The organism is Haloarcula terrestris (genome assembly GCF_031624315.1).
GTDB classification, from domain to species: domain Archaea; phylum Halobacteriota; class Halobacteria; order Halobacteriales; family Haloarculaceae; genus Haloarcula; species Haloarcula terrestris.
On sequence record NZ_JAMQOM010000002.1, the window covers coordinates 245,627 to 264,971 of the forward strand.

Consider the following 19,345-nt stretch of genomic DNA (forward strand, 5'->3'; position numbering starts at 1 on the left):
TCAGCTCAGGGGTCGTACCGCAGCAGCGAGTCGGCCTCGCCCGCTAGCTCGGCGACATCGTCATCGAAGGAGTCGGCGTATCGGATAAGAAGCGTCAACACTGTTTCCGGTTCGGTCACCGCGTAGCCGTCCTCACGGGAGAGGAGTCCGGCCGACTCCAGGTCGCCGGCGTAGTTGCTCACCGTCGGCCGCGAAACGTCCAATTCAGTGGCCAGTTCAGAGGCCGTCACGTCCGGACGGCGAAGGAGCGTGACGAGCATCCCGCGGGCGGTCGACCGGCGCAGGTAGCCAAGCGCCACCTGCTCGAACTCGGAGAACTGGTCGGCCGGGAAGTAGCGCCGGTAGTCGCCGTCCTTCTGTGAGGCGACGATGTCCTCGTTTTCCAGCCGGTGGAGGTGATGCTGGGCCTCGCCGGTCCCGAGTTTGAGGTCGTCCCGGAGCTTCGAGAAGTGCGTGCCGGGGTGTGCCGAGACGTAGCCGGCGATGGCGTCGGGGGCGTCGCTTTCGCTCCCGCTGTCGCCAAAGCGGGCAAACGGGCTGGCCGCGCCGAGGGCGGCAAAGCGACGGAGCGTCGCCCGCTTGTCCTCGTCCACGTCGCCCTTACGTGTCATTGCTACCGAAAAGGTGGGTCGGTAATAAAACGTCTTCGCCTGATTATCAGGCTTAGTCGTCCTTGTCGACCTCGGACGGCTGGGCCGTGTCGTCGGGGCCGCCTGCTACGTCGGTCTGCTCGTCGCTCTCGAACTCGGCGTCCATCTCCTCGATAACGTCGTCAGCACTGTCGACGCCGGAGTCTTCGCCGTGTTTGATCTTCTGGGCTTCCTCTTCCATGGCCTCGACATCGACCTGTGCTTCCTCGTCGATCTGGCCGAGGATCTCTTCGATGTCGTCCAGACCGAGCATCTCGCGGGTCTCGTCGTCGAAGTCAAGCGCTTCCAGCGAGTGGCCGTTCTCCTTCACGTCCGAGCCCTGGAGGTGCTTGCCGTAGCGGCCCACCAGCGACGTGAGCTCCTGGGGGAGGATGAACTTCGTCGACTCGCCCTGGCCGATCTCGGCCAGCGTCTCCATCCCTTTGTCGATGACGGCACGTTCGCCCATCGACTCGGCGGATTTCGCGCGGAGGACGGTCGAGATGGCGTCACCCTGGGCTTCCAGGATCTGGCTCTGCTTCTCACCCTGGGCGCGGATGATGTTGGACTGCTTGTCACCTTCCGCCGTCTCGATGGCGGAGCGCCGTTCACCCTGGGCTTCCAGGATCATGGCACGGCGTTTCCGCTCGGCGGAGGTCTGTTGCTCCATGGCCTGCTGGACATCCTTGGAGGGGTTGACCTCGCGGACCTCGACGCTCTCGACGCGGACACCCCACTCATCGGTGGGTTCGTCGAGTTCCTTCCGGATGCGGGCGTTGATCTCGCCGCGTTTGTTCAGCGTGTCGTCCAGTTCCATGTCACCCAGCACAGCGCGGAGGGTCGTCTGGGCCAGGTTGGAGACGGCACGCTCGTAGTTGTCGACTTCGAGGAAGGCCTTCTTCGGGTCCATCACCTTGATGTAGACGACGGCGTCGGCGGTCACCGGCGAGTTGTCACGAGTGATCGCCTCCTGCCGGGGCACGTCGAGCGTCTGGGTACGCATATCGAACCGCGTCACGTCGGAGACGAAGGGATAGATGAAGTGAATCCCCTGGTCGAGGACGCCGCGATAGGTACCAAGCACCGTGTAGGCACCTTTCTGGTACGGGCGGATGATCACGACGCTGGAGTACACCAGCGCGATAGCCAATAGGAGGAAAATCACCGTAACGAAGCCGATGAGTCCTCCCAGACCTTGCAGCGGTGTCGCGGGGAACATGACAGTCAAACCTCCGGAGCGCTCAAGGAAAAGGCTTCGGTGTCCCTGTCACAAACTACCGAATCACACACCTACGCCCGCTCGGACTCTCGTTCCGGCTCGGCGTCGTCGCGCTCGTCGTTGCGGGTCCGGTCGCGTTCGAGCGCCCGGTCGATCTCGTCGCCCGCCGACTCCACCGCTTCGACTTTCAGGACGTTCCCGCCGCCGGGGTCGATGACGATGACCTCCGCCCCTTCCTCGATCGGGTCGCCGGTGCTCCGGGCCTGATAGTAGGGGTTGAAGCCGCCGTCTTCCAGTTTGACCTCGCCGTCGTTGCGGGTCACGCGCTCAGTCACGGTCCCGAACTGGCCCGTGAGCGAGTCGGAACTGAGCGTCTGACCGCGGCCCGGTGCGGCGAAATCGAGCTTCCGATACCCCCAGAGCGTGACCGCTGTCGTCGCCAGTACGACGACGGTGAGGATGAGCGGCGCGAGAAGGCCCAGGCTCGCCGGGATGAACAGGCCGACCAGCCCCGCTGTCAGCAGGGCCACGCCGAGGACGAAGAAGTGCGTCCCGGGGGCGAGGGCCTCGCCCACGATGAGGCCCGCGCCGGCCAGAAACAGCAGGATGGAGAGCGACATACCTAACAGTGGTTCGGCCTGCAGAGGAGCAACCGCCGCCAGCGGGTTCACCATACCTCGACTTAGTGTCGGAGCAGGATTAAGTGTCGGGGTCGGAAAGCGACGCGCGACAGCCACCGGTGCAGTCTCAGGCGTCGCTCGTCCGGACGAACAACCCGTACAGCGCCGCCGTTCCGACGGCAACCGCCAGAACCACGCCGCCGAGCATAGTCGGGGCGTACATGTCCGCCCCGAGGAACATCCGACCGAACGCGAGAATCGCGATGCAGACTCCCAGCGCGACGAACACCACGTTCTCTGGCTTCGGGACGCCGGGCGTTACGTCCAGGTCCGGAGCGAACGAGCCGGCGACCGCGCCTTCCTCCTCGTCGGCCGCGTCACCGTCGCCGCTGCCGTTTTCCCCGACCTGAATCACGTCGGCCTCGGTCGCCAGTTCGTACTCTTCGGTGAAGCTGTCACCCGCAGCGGCCGCGTCGTCTTGTGGGGCCCCGTCCTCATCCATGGGTCGCGATACGTGCCGTGACTACAAAAGCGCTGGCGACTGCGATTACTTGATTCGGGTTCCCAGCGGCGCGTCCTCGTGGGTCGTCAGCAGGTCGGCCTCGTCGCCGGCAGCCAGCACCATGCCGTTGGATTCGATGCCGAACAGTTCGGCTTTCTCCATGTTCGCCAGGAGGATGACACGTGTCCCGGGGAGGTCCTCGGCGTCGTGGAGCTGTCGCAGGCCGGCGACGACCTGCCGGACCTCGTGGCCGATGTCGACTTCTAATTTGAGAAGCTTGTCCGCGCCCTCGACCGGCTCGGCGCTGCGGATCTCGCCGACGCGCATGTCGACGCCCTCGAAGTCCTCGAAGCTGATGCGGTCCTCGACGAGGGGTTGGCGGTCGGCGGCGTCCGCATCGTCATCCGCTCCATCTCCGTCATCTCCGGCGTCGGCCGACGCCTCGCTCTCGACTCGCTCCTGTAGCTCTTCGTTCAGCGCCTCGATGTGGTCGTCCTCGACCTGCTCGAACAGCTCCGCGGGCTCGCCGAACTCGGCCGGCGGCGCTTCGAGCGCGCTGTCGAGTGTCACGTCGGCAGCGGACCCCTGTTCACCCAGTTGGCCCCACAGGCGCTCGGCCTTGCCCGGCAGAACCGGTTGCATGAGCACCGCGACGGCCTTCGTTAGCTGCACGCAGTCGCGGATGACCTGCTCGGCGCGCTCGGGGTCGTCGTCGACCAGGTTCCAGGGCTCGTTGCGCTGGATGTACTCGTTGCCGTAGTTCGAGAGTTCGATGGCGATTTCGGCCAGTTCGCGCACGTCGTACTCCCGAACGGCGGCCTCGAAGTCCTCGATAGCCGACTCGATGCGGTCGCGCACGTCGTCGCTGACCGCGGCGTCGGGCGTGCCGTCGTAGTTGCGCTCGGCGAACAGCAGCGAGCGGTAGATGAAGTTGCCGACGTTGCCGACGAGTTCGCCGTTGACCCGCTCCTGGAAGCGGTCCCAGGAGAAGTCCACGTCAGTGTCGATCTGTGCACCGGTGGCGATGTAGTACCGGAACAGGTCGGGGTGGAAGCCAGCGTCAAGATATTCGTCGGCCCAGACCGCGCGGTTGCGCGAGGTTGAGAGGGCCTTGCCGTCGATGCCGACGAACCCGGTCGCCAGAATCGACCGGGGCTCGTTGTAGCCCGCGCCGCGCAACATTGCGGGCCAGAACACCGCGTGGTGCTGGATGATGTCCCGGCCGATGACGTGGATGATTTCGCCGTTCTCGTCGGTCCAGTCGTCGTCCCACGCGGTGCCGTGGCGCTCCTCGCCGCCGACCTTCCAGACCTGCTCCCAGTCGTACTCGTCCGCGCCGACGCGCTCCGAGTACTGCTTGGTCGAGGCGACGTACTCGATGGGCGCATCGACCCAGACGTACAGCACCAGTTCGTCGCCGCCGTCGACATCCTCCGGATAATCGACGCCCCAGTCCATGTCCCGCGTGATACAGAGGTCCTGCAGTTCGCCCTCAATCCATTCGCGGGGCTGGTTCTGGGCGTTGTCGGTCCCCTCTAGGCGGTCGAGGAAGCCCTGGAGATACTCCTGAAAGTCCGAGAGGCGGAGGAACTTGTGTTCGCGGGTGCGGTACTCGGCGGGGTTGCCGGTCAGCGTCGAGACGGGGTCCTCAATCTCGCCGGGTTCGAGGTGGCGCTGACACCCCTCGTCGCACTCGTCTCCGCGGGCCTGCTCGCCGCAGTACGGACAGGTGCCCTCGACGTAGCGGTCGGGAAGGGGCTGGTCCTCCTCGGTGTCCCAGGCGACCTCGATCTCCTTCTCGTGGACGTGGTCGTTTTCGACCCACGAGCGGACGAACTCCTGGGTGAGTTCGACGTTGGTCTTGTCGTCGGTGTGACCGTAGTTGTCGAACTCGATATTGAACTGCGGGAACGTCTCGGCGTAGGTTTCGTGGAAGTCCAGTGCGAACTCCCGCGGCGCAACACCGTTTTCGGCGGCGTTGACCGCCACCGGCGTGCCGTGCATGTCCGACCCCGAGACGAATGCCGTCTGCTGGCCGATGCGTCGTAGCGCGCGCGACAGCGCGTCCCCGTCGACGTACGTCCGGAGGTGGCCGACGTGGAGGTCGCCGTTCGCGTATGGCAACCCACAGGTCACGACCGCCGGCTGGTCCGTCGGAAACTCGTCGTGGCTCATACCTGTTCGTGTGCCACCGACGGGTCAAAAGGGGGTTGGTTTCGGCGTGCCAGCAGCGATCCGAGTCCGCCCGTTACAGCAGCGCAAGCGTGCCGCCGGCGAGACCCAGCGTCACAACCAGCCGGCCGGCACTGCCGAAGAACGTCGCCGCCCCGAATCGGAGGTAGTCCTCTTCGAGGACGGTGAACGCATAGATGGACAGCGTGTCGGGGAAGAAGGGGACACAGAGCGCGAGCGCCAGCCCGACGTAGCCGTACTTCTTGGCAATCTGTATCGTTTTCTTTTCGGACCATTCGATGAGGTCGAACCGGGACCGCTTGATGCGGCGAACGAGCGGACCGTACTCCTTTGCCTCCTGTCCGATGTGGAACGCAAAGAGGCTCCCGACCGCCTTTCCGAGGCCGCTGACGATGATAATCGCCACCAGGTTCCCGTTCGTAGAGAGGCCGAGCCGGAGCGTTTCGGCCGGAACCAGTACGACTTCGCTGGGGAGCGGCAGGATGAACGCGATCAGAAACGAGTACACCGCGATAATGCCCAGTCCGGTCGGACCGGTGGCCGTACAGACAGCCTCTTCCAGCGGGGACAAGGGAGTACCGGCGGTCGTACAGTCGCCGATGAAGGAAATGAGCACTGGGGTCGTTACTACCAGATCCACACCCCCCTGTAGCAAACCGGCACTTCTAAACCTTCGTATGTGTTCTCGGGAGAGTTCTATATCCGGTGGCCGTAATGTGGCCACAGCCGCGGCCCTGCCTCAGTACCAGTCGAGGTCCGCGACGAACGACCGCAGCATCGACCGCGTGACCTGCGGCACCACCTTTTTCTACGGGGGCATCGCGCTCGCCGGTGGCGAGCGCTCAACCCCCGCCGAAAAACGTGGGCGAAAAAGGCGACTGCTCGGACACAGTCCTCGCAGTCGTGAACGCTGCTCGCTGTGCTCGCACCGATACGGTCCCATCAGCAATCTGTTTCCGTGCTTTTGAGACGCTAATCGTTTGCTCTCAGTACCAGTCGAGGTCCGCGACGAACGACCGCAGCATCGACCGCGTGACGTGGGGCATACACACGACGCGCATTTCCCCGGCCCCGGTCTTGGAGACGCGCCAGCCCCGCTCCCGAAGCTCATCGGTCATCGGCACCGAGAGATCCGCGGCGACGAGCGGGAGTTCGGGACCGACTACGTCGTGGCCCCGCGCCGACAGCTGGTCGGCCAGCCAGTTGGCGTTGGCCATCGACGTTTCGTACTGCTGCCTGTAGCCAGTCGGCCACAGCGACTCCATCGCCGCGACGGCGGAGGCCACGCCAGCGCCCGACCGCGTACCCGTCAGCGTGAGCTGGTCCGTCGACTCCAGATACGGCGTCTCGACGGCAAGTGCATCAAGGAGCGAGCGGTCGCGGGCGAGCAGCCCGCCAGCGGGGACCGCCGCCTGCCCGACCTTGTGCGGGTCAATCGTCATCGTGTCCACGTCGGCGTGGCCGAAATGCCAGTCGTGCTCGGTAAAGGGGAGGTAGAAACCGCCCCACGCCGCGTCGACGTGACAGAGCGCGTCGACCGTCTCGGCGAGGTCGGCGATGGCCGGGATGGGGTCGACGTAGCCGTACTCAGTCGATCCGGCGACGCCGACGACACACACCGTGTCCTCGTCGACGAGTTCGGCCATCGCCTCCATGTTGGCGCGGTAGTCCGTCGCCGGCGCGGTCCGCAGTTCGACGCCGAGCACGTCGGCGGCTTTCGTGAATGAAAAGTGCGCGTGGACCGGCGCGACCACGTTCGGGTCGTCCGTGTCGGCGCGGTTGCGGGCGATGCGGATTGCCTGGATGTTGGCCTCCGTCCCGCCGGAGGACACGTAGCCCGCCGGGTCCGAGAGCCCAGTGACCTCGCCGAGATAGTCGACCGCCTCGCGTTCCAGGTCGGCGACGGTCTCGTACGTGCCCGGGTCCCCGGGGTTCGTCGCGAGGAACCGCTCGGCAGCCTCACGGGCCGCTGGATGGGGAACGGTACACATCGACGAGAGGACACGCTCGAACTCCTGTGGCTCTGCCCGCTGGAGCATCTACCCCGACTATAGCGGGGGAGTGGTTTAGCCGTTGTGCTCGGGCTACCAGTTCGACGGCCCGATTTTCTTCGTCGCCTTCGCACGGAACCCTGTGGGGCCGATCAGCGACTCGAAGACGGTCTGGCGCTCGGTATCGAGCGCGCCGCCGAAGGAGCCGACACGCATCGTCCGATACGTCTCAAAGCCCTTGTCGTTGGAGTAGAAGTAGACGCTGCCGTGCAGCAGGCCGTGGATGAGTTCGTCCGACCGCACGTCGCCCGCGGGTCGGTCGAGCTTCACGAAGGCCACGTTTCCCCAGTTGACGACCGCTTCCCGGAGCCCCATCAGGAACGCGACTTCGTGGTTCCTCGGGAGGCCGAACTCCGTCGCCCGTTCGAGGTCGGTCAGCGAGTCGAGGACGACGAGCGTGTCCGCGGCGTCGGTCACTCGCTCGCTAAGGTCTTCGAGGAATTTCTCGAAGGTCTCGTCCGACGGTTCGGTCACAGACGGGTCCGGTTCCGCGTCTGGCTGTTCGATGTCGTCGTCGCTCCGTCTGGCATCGAACAGCGTGTCGGGGACCGGGAGCAGTTCCATGTACCGCTGGGAGAAGTCCACGACCGTCATGTGCTCCGTGAGCGTCTCGAACTGGTAGCCGTCGAGGACGGCGTCGAGTTCGCTGTAGACGTGCTCGCGGTCGTGCGAGAGCGTGATATAGGTCACCGAGTCGGGGATCGCCTCGCTGCGCCGGGCGATGCCGTTCGGGACCATCTCGGGGCGGTGCTTTGCGAGCATTAGCGTTGCGAGACTCGTGTAGGTGAACGCATCGCCGCCCGCGTCCGACGCCCCGGCCAACAGGACCGTGCTCCCGGTCGGAATCCCTCGGACCTGTCCGTCCAGTCCAGGGATGCCGAAGGGGATGTAGGAAACACCGGAGCTGATACTCTTGGCTTCCGGTGTCGATTCGGATGCCATACCGAAACGTAGCGAACGGAGCGGAAAAGTGTGCTGGCTACTCCGGTACCGGGGCGTTACCGGACCGATTCCAGCAGGAGGCGCTGCTCGACGCGCTTGACCTCGTGTTGCACGTCGCGGACAGCGTCGATGTTCGGCGAGATGGAGGTGACTCCCTCGTCGACGAGGAAGTCGACCATCTGTGGCTTCGAGGCGGCTTGGCCGCAGATGCTCGTGGACACGTCGTGCTCGCGGCAGGTGCCGATGACCTGACTCATGAGCTCAAGCACGGCCGGGTGGAGTTCGTCGAAGCGGTCGGCGACGTTGCCGTTGTTGCGGTCGACGGCCAGCGTGTACTGCGTGAGGTCGTTCGTCCCGAACGAGACGAAGTCGATGCCGGCATCACAGATCTCCTCGATGGAGAGGGCACTGGCCGGTGTCTCGACCATGACACCCCAGTCGCGCTTCTCGGGGTCGATGCCGACCTCCTGCATCAGCGCCTTCGCCCGCAGGATGTCCTCGGCGTCGGTCACCAGCGGCAGCATCAGTTCGACGTTGTCATAGCCCAGGTCGTACAGGCGCTCGAACGCGCGGAGTTCGAGCTTGAACTCACCGGGGCGATCAAGCGAGCGCCGGATACCCCGATAGCCTAGCATCGGGTTGTGTTCGCTGGGTTCGTCCTCGCCGCCCTGGAGCTGGCGGAACTCGTCGGAGGGCGCATCGAGCGTTCGGACGCGGATCGGCCGCGGGTAGAACGCTTCGGCCACCGAGCGGACACCCTCGACGATTTCGTCCACGTACGCCCGTTCGCCGTGGTCCTCGACGTAGCGGGCGGGCGTCTTGTCCGTCGAGAGGATCATGTGCTCGATGCGTAACAGGCCGACGCCGTCGGCTCCGGTCGCGGCGGCCCGTTCGGCGGCCTCCGGAATGGAGACGTTGACCTTCACTTCCGTTCCAGTCATCGGCTTGACGGCCGAATGTGTCTCGACCGGCTGGTCGGCCCCTTCTGGCTCGTCAGCCATGTCTTCCGGGACCTTTGCCCCTTTCTCCACGGTCCCCTTGTCGCCGTCGAGCGTGATCGTTTCGCCGTCCCGGAGCTTCTGGGTGGCGTCCTCAGCGCCGACGACGGCTGGGACGCCGAGTTCCCGGGAGACGATGGCGGCGTGGCTGGTCATCCCGCCCTCGTCCGTGATGATGCCGTTCGCGCGTTTCATCGCCGGTACCATGTCTGGCGTCGTCATCTCGGCGACGATGATGTCGCCGTCCTCGACCTTGTCGAGGTTGTCGAGCTTGTCGACGATGCGGACGACGCCGGTGACTCGGCCCGGCGCGGAGCCGATTCCGGAGAGCCGAACCGGCTCGGACTGGCTCTCCATCGCCCCGCCGTCGGCAACACCCGATTTGCTACCCGGGGGCTGACTCTCTGCTTCCGTGGCCGACCCGCCACTCTCCTCAGTGTCGTCAATAGTGGTAATCGGGCGGGACTGCAGCAGATACACCTCGCCCTCGTAGACCGCCCACTCCACGTCCTGTGGGGTATCGTAGTGGTCTTCGACGCGCTCGCCGATTTCGATGAGCCGGTGGATCTCCTCGTCAGAGAGGACGCGCTCATTGCGCTTTTCCTCGGGGACGGACCGTTCGATGGTCTCCCCGTCGTCGCCCCGAACACACATTACCTTCTTGTCGGCGACGGTCACCTCGTCGATGGAGCCGGTCTCCCGGTCGATGATGTAATTGTCAGGCGAAACCGCACCGGAAACGACCGCTTCGCCAAGTCCCCACGCGGCCTCGATGATGGCCGTCGGGCCGCCGGTCGAGGGGTGGCTGGTGAACATGACGCCGGATTTCTCCGCGTCGACCATCTGCTGGACGACGACGGCGATGTCCACGGCGTCGTGGGCGAAGTCGTTCTCGTTGCGGTAGTAGATGGCACGCTGGGTGAACAGCGACGCCCAGCACTCCTTGACTCGCTGCAGGAGGTCGGCACGCGAGACGTTCAGATACGTGTCTTGCTGGCCGGCGAAGGAGGCGTCCGGGAGGTCCTCGGCGGTCGCCGAGGACCGCACCGCCACGTCCTCGTCGCCCATCTCGTCGTAGGCAGCCAGCAGGTCCTCGCGGACCGACGGTGGGGTGTCGGTTTCTAAGATCAACTCTTGGGCGCGTTCGGCCGCCTCGGCCAGCGCCTGCGAGTCGTCGCTGTCGACATCGACGGCCTCGAATAACGGCTCGTCGATTCCAGTTGCTTCGATGAACGACCGATACGTGTCGGCGGTAACGACAAACGCCGACGGAACGGGCAGTCCTGCTCCGGTCAGTTCTCCGAGAGACGCCGCCTTGCCGCCGACCCGCGACAGATCGTCGGCACCGATTTCGTCGAGCCACAGTGTTGGCATGGACTCATTTGTATGATCTTCAACGACAATTAAGGATGTTCCGGTTATAGCTGGTGTGAAATTCCTCTTCACTCGATTTCGAGTGAATCAGGCACCCATACCGACGATGTGTGACTTAATATCACGCTTCGATAATGTCGTCCTCGTCGACAGACGGGACTGTTACCGTGCCATCAAGTGTGGTCACGCCGCGGCCGCCGACCCACACCTCGGTCCCATCCGTATCGACTGATACGATTCCGGGCCGGTCCCGGAAGTGACCGCCCTCGACGGTGATCTGCTCGACGGTGTCATCGAGTGCGCCGTACTGGCGGACAAAGGCCGCGCAGGCCCCCGATGCTGTGGCGGTCACCGGTTCCTCCGTTCGGCTCCCGGCCCGGAAGGCTCGCCCGTGCAGCGTCGACCGGCGGGTCGCATCGGCACCGACGGTGTCGAACGTGAACGGGTACGCGCCAACCGCGTCCGTGCGGTCACAGAGCGAGGCGACGGCGGCCACGTCCACCGACAGGCTACTTAGATGCTCGAAGTAGTTGACCGGGACCATGAGCCACGACTCGCCCGTGCCAGCCGTCACGAGGGGGAGGTCCGCTCCCACATCCTTGAGCGTAGCCGCGTCGAGTCCGAGCGCGTCCGCGACATCGCTGTAGGGGATGTCGACCTCATTGATGTCGGCCCGGCCCTGTTCGACCCAGACCATCCCGTTCTGTTTCGTCTCGCCGGCGACTTCACCGCCATCGGTGGAGACCGTCCACTCGTCGTCGTCGATCTCACCGCGCTCGTAGAGCACCGCGTGGGCAGCGACTGTCGCGGTCTCCGCCTGCTTCAGTTCCCCGTCCGGCGAGAAACAGCGAAGCCGGCGGTCGGCGTCCGCCGCCGGTAGAACGAACGCCGTCTCGGTGGCTCCCAGTTCGTTGGCGATGGCCCGCATCTGGTCGTCGGCCAGTCCGTCGGCCTCGGGCACGACGCCGGCCGCTGTACCGGCTGTCGGCTCCGCGGCGAACGCGTCGACAAGCAACGCCTGTCGGGTATCCATGGCTCGGAGTTGTGTTGACCCGCAGATAACCTTTTCCGGAGCTAGTCGAAGTCGTCCGGCGGTCGATCCCGTCCAAGACGCCACGGCGACGGCAACGCGCTACTGACGGACGACTTTAGTACAGGGGGCTATCACTGGAACGTATGAGCGAGGACGTTGACCTCCCTGAAAGCCACCCCCGCTACGAGTCGCTTTTGACCCGCCACCGGATCGAGGCGGGCGTCGACCGCGGCATCACCTCCCGACAGGGTCTCATCGCCCAGGGCCGCGGCGAGGCCTTCGACTACCTGCTCGGCGAGCGCACCATCGACAGCGCCGACGACGCCGAGCGCGCCGCCGCGGCACACCTCCTCTCCGCCGAGCACCCTGTCGTCTCGGTCAACGGCAACGCCGCCGCACTCGTGCCCGGTGAACTCGTCGAACTGGCCGAGGTGACCGGCGCTGACCTCGAAGTGAACCTGTTCAACCGGACCGAGGAACGCATCGAAGCTATCGCCGAATACCTCCGTGAGCACGGTGCGACAGACGTGAAAGGGCTGACCGCCGACGGTCGCATCCCCGGGCTCGACCACGAGCGCGCGAAGGTCGACGCCGACGGCATCGGCGCGGCGGACGTGGTCCTTGTTCCGCTGGAAGACGGCGACCGCGCCGAGGCCCTGGGTGAGATGGGCAAGACCGAACTGGTCATCGACCTCAACCCACAGAGCCGCTCGGCTGAGGTGGCGACGGTCCCCATCATCGACAACATCATCCGCGCGATACCGAACATCACCGCACACGCCCGTGACCTCCGGGGCGATCCCGACGCCCAGCGGGACGCCATCGACACGTTCGACGCCGACAGCGCCCTGACCGACGCCGAGCGGACGATTCGTGCGGGTGACCTCGAATGAGCCTGCCGCCCTACATCTACGTCGACCGACGGGTGCCTGACGAAGAGACAGTCAGGGAGGTCCTCGACCAGCGGACGATGACGGCCTTCGGCGACGCCGAGCAACTGGAACGCCTCCACCGCGTGTTCTACCCGGTATTCAAGGTCGACTACGAGTACGAGACCGGCGAGGGGAAGCTGTTCGGCACGACGAGGAAATCCGAGACGGCGTTTCTCGACGGCCTCTGGGCGGACAACGACCGGGCCGTCGCGCAGTACGCTGATGACACCGACGCGGTGGTCCGCCGGGCGACGGGCGACTACGACTTCGGCCGCAGCGACCCGGCACTGGGCCGCTCTGTCTTGATGCAGTTCCAGGTCACCGACGACGACGCCCGGTCGCTGCTACCACAGCGCGTCGCGGAGTACCGCGAGCAGCGCCACGACAGTGCCGCGGGCGCGGCCAACGTCTTCCTCCGGAAGCTCCGTGATTCGTACGGTCTTCCCGGGGATTTCGATCCCGACGGCTTCGACAGCGTGACCGGCGTCGAGCGCCTGTATCTCCCCTTCTGGCTCGCTGAGTACCACTCGCCCGACAGCTCCGATGTCAAGCTCGTCACGTTCCGGGACCCGGACGCCCCGACAGAGGACCTGAAGCGCCACGGCTGGCTCGCGGAGTTCCTCAGCGCCGAACCGCGCCGGCTGGCCGACTACGGCTACGAGGTCAACCCCGACCGGCTCGAACGGAACATCCGGGAGCGGATCGACCAGTCCGACGATTCCGGGTCGGCCGATACGGGTCGGGACACCCCTTCCGGTCGTGGCAGTTCCGCTGACGACGATGACGGCGCACCCTCGATAAACCGCGAGCGACCGTCCGATGACGGAACAGTGGTCCAGCCCGACGGCGTCGACATGCAGGCCGACGGGCTGGTCGACCCGAACCCGTCCCGGAGCTTCGCGGACGTGGGCGGAATGTCCGAACTGCTGGAGACGCTCAACCACAAGGTCGTCCGGCCGCTGCAGGACCCGAGCGCCTTCGAGGAGTACGGCATCGGCGTCGTCAACGGCGTCCTGCTGCACGGGCCGCCCGGTTGTGGCAAAACCCATGTCGCGGGCGCGCTCGCGGGAGAAGTCGACCACACCTTCATCGAGGTGACGCCCGCCGATGTGACCAGCAAGTACATGGGCGAACCCGCACAGAAGGTCGAAGAGCTGTTTCAGATCGCCCGTGCGAACGCCCCTTGCATCCTTTTCATCGACGAGATCGACGGCATCGCCGGCGCGCGCGACGGCGACAGCAACATGAACAGCAGCGAGCAGCAACTGGTCAACCAACTGCTCACTGAACTGGAAGGCATCGCCGACGAGGACGTGGTCGTGCTGGGCGCGACGAACCTCGTCGAGGACGTGGACGACGCGATCCGCCGTTCGGGCCGGTTCGACGAGCGCGTGGAGGTCCCCCCGCCGGACGCCGAAGCCCGAAAGCAGATTCTGGAGATCCATCTGGCCGGCCGACCGACCGCGGCCGACATCGACCTCGACCCCGTCGTCGAGGAGACGGCCGGCTTCGCGGCCAGCGACATCGAACTCCTCGCCGAGGACGCTGCCCGCAAGGCGCTACGAGCGGATGCCCCAATTGGGACAGCCCAGCTGATGCAGGCCGCCACGGAGACTGCCACAAGCATCGAAGACTGGGTCGATCCCGAGATGGTGGCCGAGAACGGCGTCGTCCAGCCCGACGGCGTCGACCTGCAGGCCAGTTCGCTGGTCGAGACTGACGCCGGCCGCGACTTCGCCGACGTGGGCGGGATGGGCGAACTGAAAGAGCGGCTTGAGGAGACGGTCCTCGACCCGCTTGAGAACGCCGACACCTACGCCGAGTACGGCATCGACGTGCTGTCGGGTCTGCTGCTGTACGGCCCGCCCGGCTGTGGGAAGACCCATCTCGCCGGTGCGCTCGCGGGCGAACTCGGCCACAGCTTCGTCGAAATCAGCCCCGCAGACGTGACCAGCAAGTGGATGGGCGAGCCGGCCCGCAACGTCGCAGAGGTGTTCGAGGTGGCCCGCGCGAACGCCCCCTGCGTGCTGTTCATCGACGAGATCGACGGTATCGCCGGTTCACGGCGCGGGTCGATGAACACGAGCGAGCAACAGCTAGTCAATCAACTGCTCACCGAACTCGAAGGCGCGGCGGCCGAGGACATCGTCGTAGTCGCCGCGACGAACTTCGTCGAGGACATCGACGCGGCGCTGCGGCGCTCCGGGCGCTTCGACGAGCGCGTTGAGGTCCCCCCGCCGGACGCCGAAGCCCGCAAACAGATTCTGGAGATCCACCTGCGGAACCGCCCGGTTGCCGGGGGTATCGACTGGGACGCCATCGTCGAACCGACCGAAGGCTACGCCGCCAGCGACCTCGAACTCGTCGCCGAGGACGCGGCGCGCCACGCCCTGCGGGACGGGTCAGAAATAACGCAGGGTCATCTCGAAACCGCCGTCTGGGAGACCCATTCGAGCATCGCCGACTGGGACGACCGGGACCGGTATCAGGGGGCCGACGGGACCGCTGATCTGGGACTGGGGTCGTAACTGGCGATACCCTGGCTTTCTCGTCCCCTCTCCGACTGTGAGGGTTCAAGCGTAGAGAGCCCCTACTGCGGATGAATGCTTCTCTACCCCTCGGTCCGGGACCACGGCGTCGCGCTGTGTGAGCGGGCCGGCTACGACGTGACAGTGCGCGACGACAGCCGTGGGCCACCGGCCCTCGCGACGCCCACCGGCGACGCCACCGGTCTCGTCGACAGGGCAGACCCACAGCCAATCGCCATCGAGCCGTTGACCGAGGCCGACGTTGGCCCGTCCGGACTCGTGCCCCGGTTCGTTGACGCAGTGCGGGAGGCCCGCGACTGCCTGTTCGTCGTCCCGTCCACGGCGGAAATGGGCACGACGCTGACCCAGGTTGTCGCGACGGTACTCGGGGACCCCGCCTGTCTCGCCGCGAACAGCCCTGACGGGCGACAGTTCTACAACGGCCCCGACCGCGTGCCGCTCTCGGACGGGACCTACGCCTGCGCGCGAGCCCCGGAAGATGACTTGCAGTGGCGCGAGGTGCAGGTCGATCAGGACCGGCCCCGGCTCGAACTGGGCGTCGGAACCGAGGTGGTCGCCGTCCTCGAACACGTCGATTCGCTGGCTGACGCTGGCCGCCACGCCTTCCAGCACGCCTACCGCCGAGCCGACAACGGCCAGTTCGAAGTGACCGACGGCGACGGGGTGGTCACGCGGTTTCCCGGGCCGACGGCGATGCGGCGGGGCGGCTACCCGCCCGTGCCGATGCCGCTGGTCCCCGAACACCTGTTTCCCGCAGATGGCGACCGCTCCCGATGGGCAGTTTGCCAGCCGGACGGCGGCGCTGACGTACTGACCAACGCGGGTCTCCAGGCCCGGAACTGACCGCTATTGCTCGTTCGAGCCCTTCTTCCCACAAGTCACAGTACCAGAACGACTTTGTACCACCAAAGAATATCACTAGGTGGTATGAGCGATTCCGATTCATTCGAACAGTTCAGCGATGTCGGCGAAGCAGAGGTCACACGCGCAATCGGTCAGGAGTGGACCGAGGAGTTCATGGACTTCTCGGACTCGGATGTCATCATCGTCGGCGGCGGCCCGTCGGGGCTGATGGCCGCGAAGGAACTCGCCGAGCGCGGCGTGCAGGTGATGGTCGTCGAGAAGAACAACTACCTCGGCGGGGGCTTCTGGCTCGGCGGCTTCCTGATGAACAAGGTCACGGTGCGGGACCCGGCCCAGCAGGTGCTTGACGAACTTGAAGTCGATCACAAGCAGTCCAAGGACAGCGAGGGGCTCTACGTCGCCAACGGGCCGGAGGCCTGCTCCGGCCTCATCAAGGCCGCCTGTGACGCCGGCGCGAAGATGCAGAACATGACGGAGTTCACGGACATCGTCATCCGTGAGGACCACCGCGTCGGCGGCATCGTTATGAACTGGACGCCGGTCCACGCACTCCCGCGAGAAATCACCTGCGTCGACCCCATCGCCGTCGAAGCCGACCTCGTCATCGACGCGACGGGCCACGACGCGATGGCCGTCAAGAAACTCGACGAGCGCGGCGTCCTGAACGCGCCCGGTCTCGTAGACGAGGCCAGCGGGATGGACCAGACTGACGCCGATACCTACGGCGCGCCCGGGCACGACTCGCCCGGTCACGACTCGATGTGGGTCGGCGAGAGCGAGGACGCAGTCGTCGAACACACTGGTCTCGCCCACGACGGCCTCATCGTCACCGGCATGGCCACCGCAACGACCTACGGCCTCCCGCGCATGGGACCGACCTTCGGTGCCATGCTCGTCTCCGGCAAGCGCGCCGCCCAGGTCGCCCTGGACGAACTGGAAGTCGACGCCGACCCAGTCGACGTGACGAGCCGTGACGCGGCCTCCCCTGCTGACGACTGAGCACCCTCTGCTCACTTCCGATCTCTAATTGTTCACATTTTCAGCGGATAGGTGACAAATAAGGCCGGAATATCGCGCTGAAACAAACAATTAAACAATAGAAGAGCGCATATGATAGTGATTGACAACCAATGTCAGAGGAGATGCAGCGCGGCGACGAACACACGCCCGGCGAGTCAGTCGGCGGTGAGATCGCGGTCCAACTCTGGAGCAGACGGCCGGTCTGTGGGCCTCGAACGACGGCTATCGACCGGTTCACGGAACTAGCTACAACAGGAGCTATCGCTGACTTCGATGTCCAGACGTGGCCCGAGGAGATCCCGGTGTCCCAGCGGAGCGAGCACGGTGAGGTGTTGGCGACTGTTGATCGGTACGAACAGTGGGCAAACGACGAGGGGCTGAGTCTCAGACCCCCATTCGAGACGCGAACGTCGTCGCTACTGGTCGGCGGAAGCACGGAAGTGCTGCGGCTCCCGATGCTGGCCGCCGCCGTGTACGCGGACGACGATCTGGTCGGAGTGTATCCGTGTACCGACGGCGACACCACGTGGTCGGTCACCGATTGCATCGATGCGCTCGCTGCGGAACCGGCTGCGCTTCCGCACGAATCCGGGGCGTGACGCGCTCGGCTGTACTGCTCAGTCTGTTGCTGGCGGTGCTGTCTCGGATGTATCCGGCGTGACGGTCTCGAAGTTGAACCGCGCACCGCCGTCCTCCCCGTCGGTGATTGATAGTGACCACCCGTGTGCGTCAGCGATGGATGCAACGATTGTGAGTCCGAAACCGGTACTGTCTCCGCCGGAGTAGCCGTATTCGAGAACGGATTCGCGGTCCGCCTCGGGAATGCCGGACCCGTTGTCTTCGACAAAGAACACGTCGTCGTCGGTTCCGACGGTGACTGTGTCGCCGCCGTGTTCGACGGCGTTCCGGAACAAGTTCTCAAGCAATCGCTGGAGTCGTGAGCGGTCCGCCTGGATACTGACGCTTTCGTTTACTTCATTCCGGAGCGTATTCGGCCCCGTCTCGCTGGTTTCCCAGGCGTCGTCGGCGACGGCACGTAGCGAAACAGGTTCGGTTTCGGCCACCGCGACCTCGTCTTTCGCTAGCGTGAGCATGTCGCTAATGGTTTCGTCGATGCGTTCCAGTGCATTGAGCGCGGTTTCGAGGTGCTCTGAGTTACGCTGGTCTTGCGCTATCGTGACGCTACCGTGGGCCACCGACACCGGGTTCCGGAGATCGTGTGAGAGGACGCTTGCGAACTGTTCGAGCTGTTCGGTCTTCTGTTCGAGTTCCGACGCGTAGGCCTCCAGAGCGGTGACATCACGCAGTACGAGCACGTAGCCACGCGGCTCACCACCGCTCGTGATATCCGACACCCGGACCCGTATCGTCCGCGGGCCCGTGGCCGTCGACAGCTCTATGACCGACGCGAACGGACCGGACTGCTCGTCGTCGGCTTGCATCGGCAGCAGTCTCTGCGGTTCGCCGGGGCCTGCCGTCGCCCGGGTACTGTCAGCGAGTAACTCAGGATAGGTCTCGCTCAGTTGTTCGCCGACGGCGTCGTCGAGCCCTGGGAACAACGCCGCCATCGCATCGTTGAAATCGACGACTCGGTGGTCGGCATCGACGATACACACGCCGTCATCGAGCGACGCGAATATCGTATCCCGAGCGAGCGGGACGACGCCGAACATTCGCTGCTTGAACAGCCCATAAGAGATAACCACGCCGAAGATACCCGTTCCGAACACACCGTATGGGAACCCCTGTATCGGGACATAGGGCGTCGTTGACAGGGAACTGGGGACGAAAATCGCCAGCATCCCGAACAGCAGGGCCCCGCTTTGCCTCCAGGTCGCGCGACGGGAAAACAGGTGCATATGAAACAGAAGGCCAAAGCCCAGCGCCACCGGGATGTTGGAGACCAGTATCAATGCGGTTGTGGCACTCGTCCACGTGGGTGCGTAGTGTCGAAACGGCTCCGCAACGATAGTGTGTTCGACGAACAGTAGGCCGTGTATTGGTTCCGTCCATAGTATCCCGGCAAGGCCGACGGCGAACGCGATCAGTACCGCCCAGACCGGGTTCGTTAACCAAAACTCCCGGCCGGTGAAATACACCGCAAACGCGACCCATACTATCGGGGTTACGAGTACCAGCGTGAACCACAGTCGCGCGATGAGAACTTTCAGTTCGAGCGACGGCACGAGTAACTGTCCCGCCGCCAGCAGTGCCATCACCGTGTGGATAGCTAGCAGGACAATCATAATCGTCCCGGCTCTATCAGCGGTCCGTCTATTGACCCAGACCGCTGTCAGGGCTGAGACGGCGGCAGTGACCAGCAAGCCTAGCAAGTAGACGTAGAGTATGCCCAAGGTATGTCGTAAATGGGTCCTGCTGATTATGAGTGCTAGCACTCGATTATCGCTAATGATCTTAG

The 19,345-nt window shown here is 65.0% G+C and carries 16 protein-coding genes; 5 read left to right on the plus strand and 11 right to left on the minus strand.

The window, feature by feature from the left end:
* Positions 1-5: 5 nt before the first annotated feature.
* The 10 genes from NDI54_RS05075 to NDI54_RS05120 all read right to left on the minus strand — a co-directional run bounded on the left by NDI54_RS05075 (position 6) and on the right by NDI54_RS05120 (position 11,561).
* Positions 6-611 (minus strand): winged helix-turn-helix transcriptional regulator, encoded by a 606-nt coding sequence (locus NDI54_RS05075; protein WP_310895387.1) that lies wholly within the window; start codon positions 609-611, stop codon positions 6-8.
* Positions 612-663: 52 nt separating this feature from the next.
* Positions 664-1,848 (minus strand): SPFH domain-containing protein, encoded by a 1,185-nt coding sequence (locus tag NDI54_RS05080; protein ID WP_310895388.1) that lies wholly within the window; start codon positions 1,846-1,848, stop codon positions 664-666.
* Positions 1,849-1,919: 71 nt separating this feature from the next.
* On the minus strand, positions 1,920-2,522 hold the full coding sequence (locus NDI54_RS05085) for an NfeD family protein (protein ID WP_310895389.1): 603 nt from the start codon (positions 2,520-2,522) through the stop codon (positions 1,920-1,922).
* Between the two features lie 73 nt (positions 2,523-2,595).
* On the minus strand, positions 2,596-2,970 hold the full coding sequence (locus NDI54_RS05090; RefSeq protein WP_310895390.1) for a DUF7312 domain-containing protein: 375 nt from the start codon (positions 2,968-2,970) through the stop codon (positions 2,596-2,598).
* Positions 2,971-3,015: 45 nt separating this feature from the next.
* Complete coding sequence (metG, locus tag NDI54_RS05095) at positions 3,016-5,145, minus strand: methionine--tRNA ligase (RefSeq protein ID WP_310895391.1); 2,130 nt, start codon at positions 5,143-5,145, stop codon at positions 3,016-3,018.
* Positions 5,146-5,218: 73 nt separating this feature from the next.
* Positions 5,219-5,803, minus strand: coding sequence for a YqaA family protein (locus NDI54_RS05100; RefSeq protein WP_310895392.1), 585 nt, complete (start codon positions 5,801-5,803; stop codon positions 5,219-5,221).
* A gap of 346 nt (positions 5,804-6,149) precedes the next feature.
* Positions 6,150-7,202 carry a tyrosine decarboxylase MfnA gene (mfnA, locus tag NDI54_RS05105; RefSeq protein WP_310895393.1) on the minus strand — a complete coding sequence of 351 codons (1,053 nt, stop codon included), beginning with the start codon at positions 7,200-7,202 and terminating at the stop codon, positions 6,150-6,152.
* A 45-nt stretch (positions 7,203-7,247) separates the two neighbouring features.
* The gene (locus NDI54_RS05110) at positions 7,248-8,156 is read right to left on the minus strand and encodes an RAD55 family ATPase (RefSeq protein ID WP_310895394.1); all 909 of its coding nucleotides are present in this window, start codon (positions 8,154-8,156) and stop codon (positions 7,248-7,250) included.
* Positions 8,157-8,212: 56 nt separating this feature from the next.
* Complete coding sequence (gene ppsA / locus NDI54_RS05115; RefSeq protein ID WP_310895395.1) at positions 8,213-10,528, minus strand: phosphoenolpyruvate synthase; 2,316 nt, start codon at positions 10,526-10,528, stop codon at positions 8,213-8,215.
* 121 nt (positions 10,529-10,649) lie between these two features.
* On the minus strand, positions 10,650-11,561 hold the full coding sequence (locus NDI54_RS05120) for a PhzF family phenazine biosynthesis protein (protein ID WP_310895396.1): 912 nt from the start codon (positions 11,559-11,561) through the stop codon (positions 10,650-10,652).
* Between the two features lie 143 nt (positions 11,562-11,704).
* Here NDI54_RS05120 and NDI54_RS05125 point away from each other — a divergent pair, with 143 nt between their 5' ends.
* The 5 genes from NDI54_RS05125 (at position 11,705) to NDI54_RS05145 (ending at position 17,525) form a co-directional block, all read left to right on the plus strand.
* Positions 11,705-12,454, plus strand: coding sequence for a 4-phosphopantoate--beta-alanine ligase (locus tag NDI54_RS05125; RefSeq protein WP_310895397.1), 750 nt, complete (start codon positions 11,705-11,707; stop codon positions 12,452-12,454).
* Entirely contained in the window at positions 12,451-15,021 is a 2,571-nt protein-coding gene (locus NDI54_RS05130; protein WP_310895398.1) for an ATP-binding protein, read from the plus strand. Before NDI54_RS05125 ends, NDI54_RS05130 begins: the two co-directional genes overlap by 4 nt.
* 75 nt (positions 15,022-15,096) lie before the next feature.
* Positions 15,097-15,885, plus strand: a complete 789-nt coding sequence (locus NDI54_RS05135; RefSeq protein WP_310895399.1) for a hypothetical protein — start codon at positions 15,097-15,099, stop codon at positions 15,883-15,885.
* A gap of 84 nt (positions 15,886-15,969) precedes the next feature.
* Positions 15,970-16,905: a sulfide-dependent adenosine diphosphate thiazole synthase gene (locus NDI54_RS05140; protein WP_310895400.1), complete on the plus strand. Its 936-nt coding sequence runs from the start codon at positions 15,970-15,972 to the stop codon at positions 16,903-16,905.
* Positions 16,906-17,036: 131 nt separating this feature from the next.
* Positions 17,037-17,525: an HTH domain-containing protein gene (locus NDI54_RS05145; protein ID WP_310895401.1), complete on the plus strand. Its 489-nt coding sequence runs from the start codon at positions 17,037-17,039 to the stop codon at positions 17,523-17,525.
* An 18-nt stretch (positions 17,526-17,543) separates the two neighbouring features.
* Here NDI54_RS05145 and NDI54_RS05150 read toward each other — a convergent pair whose 3' ends face one another.
* Positions 17,544-19,322, minus strand: a complete 1,779-nt coding sequence (locus NDI54_RS05150) for a histidine kinase N-terminal 7TM domain-containing protein (protein WP_310895402.1) — start codon at positions 19,320-19,322, stop codon at positions 17,544-17,546.
* Between the last annotated feature and the right edge of the window lie 23 nt (positions 19,323-19,345).

Coding starts and splice junctions, on each gene's coding strand:
- NDI54_RS05145 (WP_310895401.1), top strand. CDS start 17,037: ATGTCAGAGGAGATGCAGCGCGGCGACGAACACACGCCCGGCGAGTCA.
- NDI54_RS05135 (WP_310895399.1), top strand. CDS start 15,097: ATGCTTCTCTACCCCTCGGTCCGGGACCACGGCGTCGCGCTGTGTGAG.
- ppsA (WP_310895395.1), bottom strand. CDS start 10,528: ATGCCAACACTGTGGCTCGACGAAATCGGTGCCGACGATCTGTCGCGG.
- mfnA (WP_310895393.1), bottom strand. CDS start 7,202: ATGCTCCAGCGGGCAGAGCCACAGGAGTTCGAGCGTGTCCTCTCGTCG.
- NDI54_RS05125 (WP_310895397.1), top strand. CDS start 11,705: ATGAGCGAGGACGTTGACCTCCCTGAAAGCCACCCCCGCTACGAGTCG.
- NDI54_RS05110 (WP_310895394.1), bottom strand. CDS start 8,156: ATGGCATCCGAATCGACACCGGAAGCCAAGAGTATCAGCTCCGGTGTT.
- NDI54_RS05085 (WP_310895389.1), bottom strand. CDS start 2,522: ATGGTGAACCCGCTGGCGGCGGTTGCTCCTCTGCAGGCCGAACCACTG.
- NDI54_RS05120 (WP_310895396.1), bottom strand. CDS start 11,561: ATGGATACCCGACAGGCGTTGCTTGTCGACGCGTTCGCCGCGGAGCCG.
- NDI54_RS05075 (WP_310895387.1), bottom strand. CDS start 611: ATGACACGTAAGGGCGACGTGGACGAGGACAAGCGGGCGACGCTCCGT.
- NDI54_RS05140 (WP_310895400.1), top strand. CDS start 15,970: ATGAGCGATTCCGATTCATTCGAACAGTTCAGCGATGTCGGCGAAGCA.
- metG (WP_310895391.1), bottom strand. CDS start 5,145: ATGAGCCACGACGAGTTTCCGACGGACCAGCCGGCGGTCGTGACCTGT.
- NDI54_RS05080 (WP_310895388.1), bottom strand. CDS start 1,848: ATGTTCCCCGCGACACCGCTGCAAGGTCTGGGAGGACTCATCGGCTTC.
- NDI54_RS05130 (WP_310895398.1), top strand. CDS start 12,451: ATGAGCCTGCCGCCCTACATCTACGTCGACCGACGGGTGCCTGACGAA.
- NDI54_RS05090 (WP_310895390.1), bottom strand. CDS start 2,970: ATGGATGAGGACGGGGCCCCACAAGACGACGCGGCCGCTGCGGGTGAC.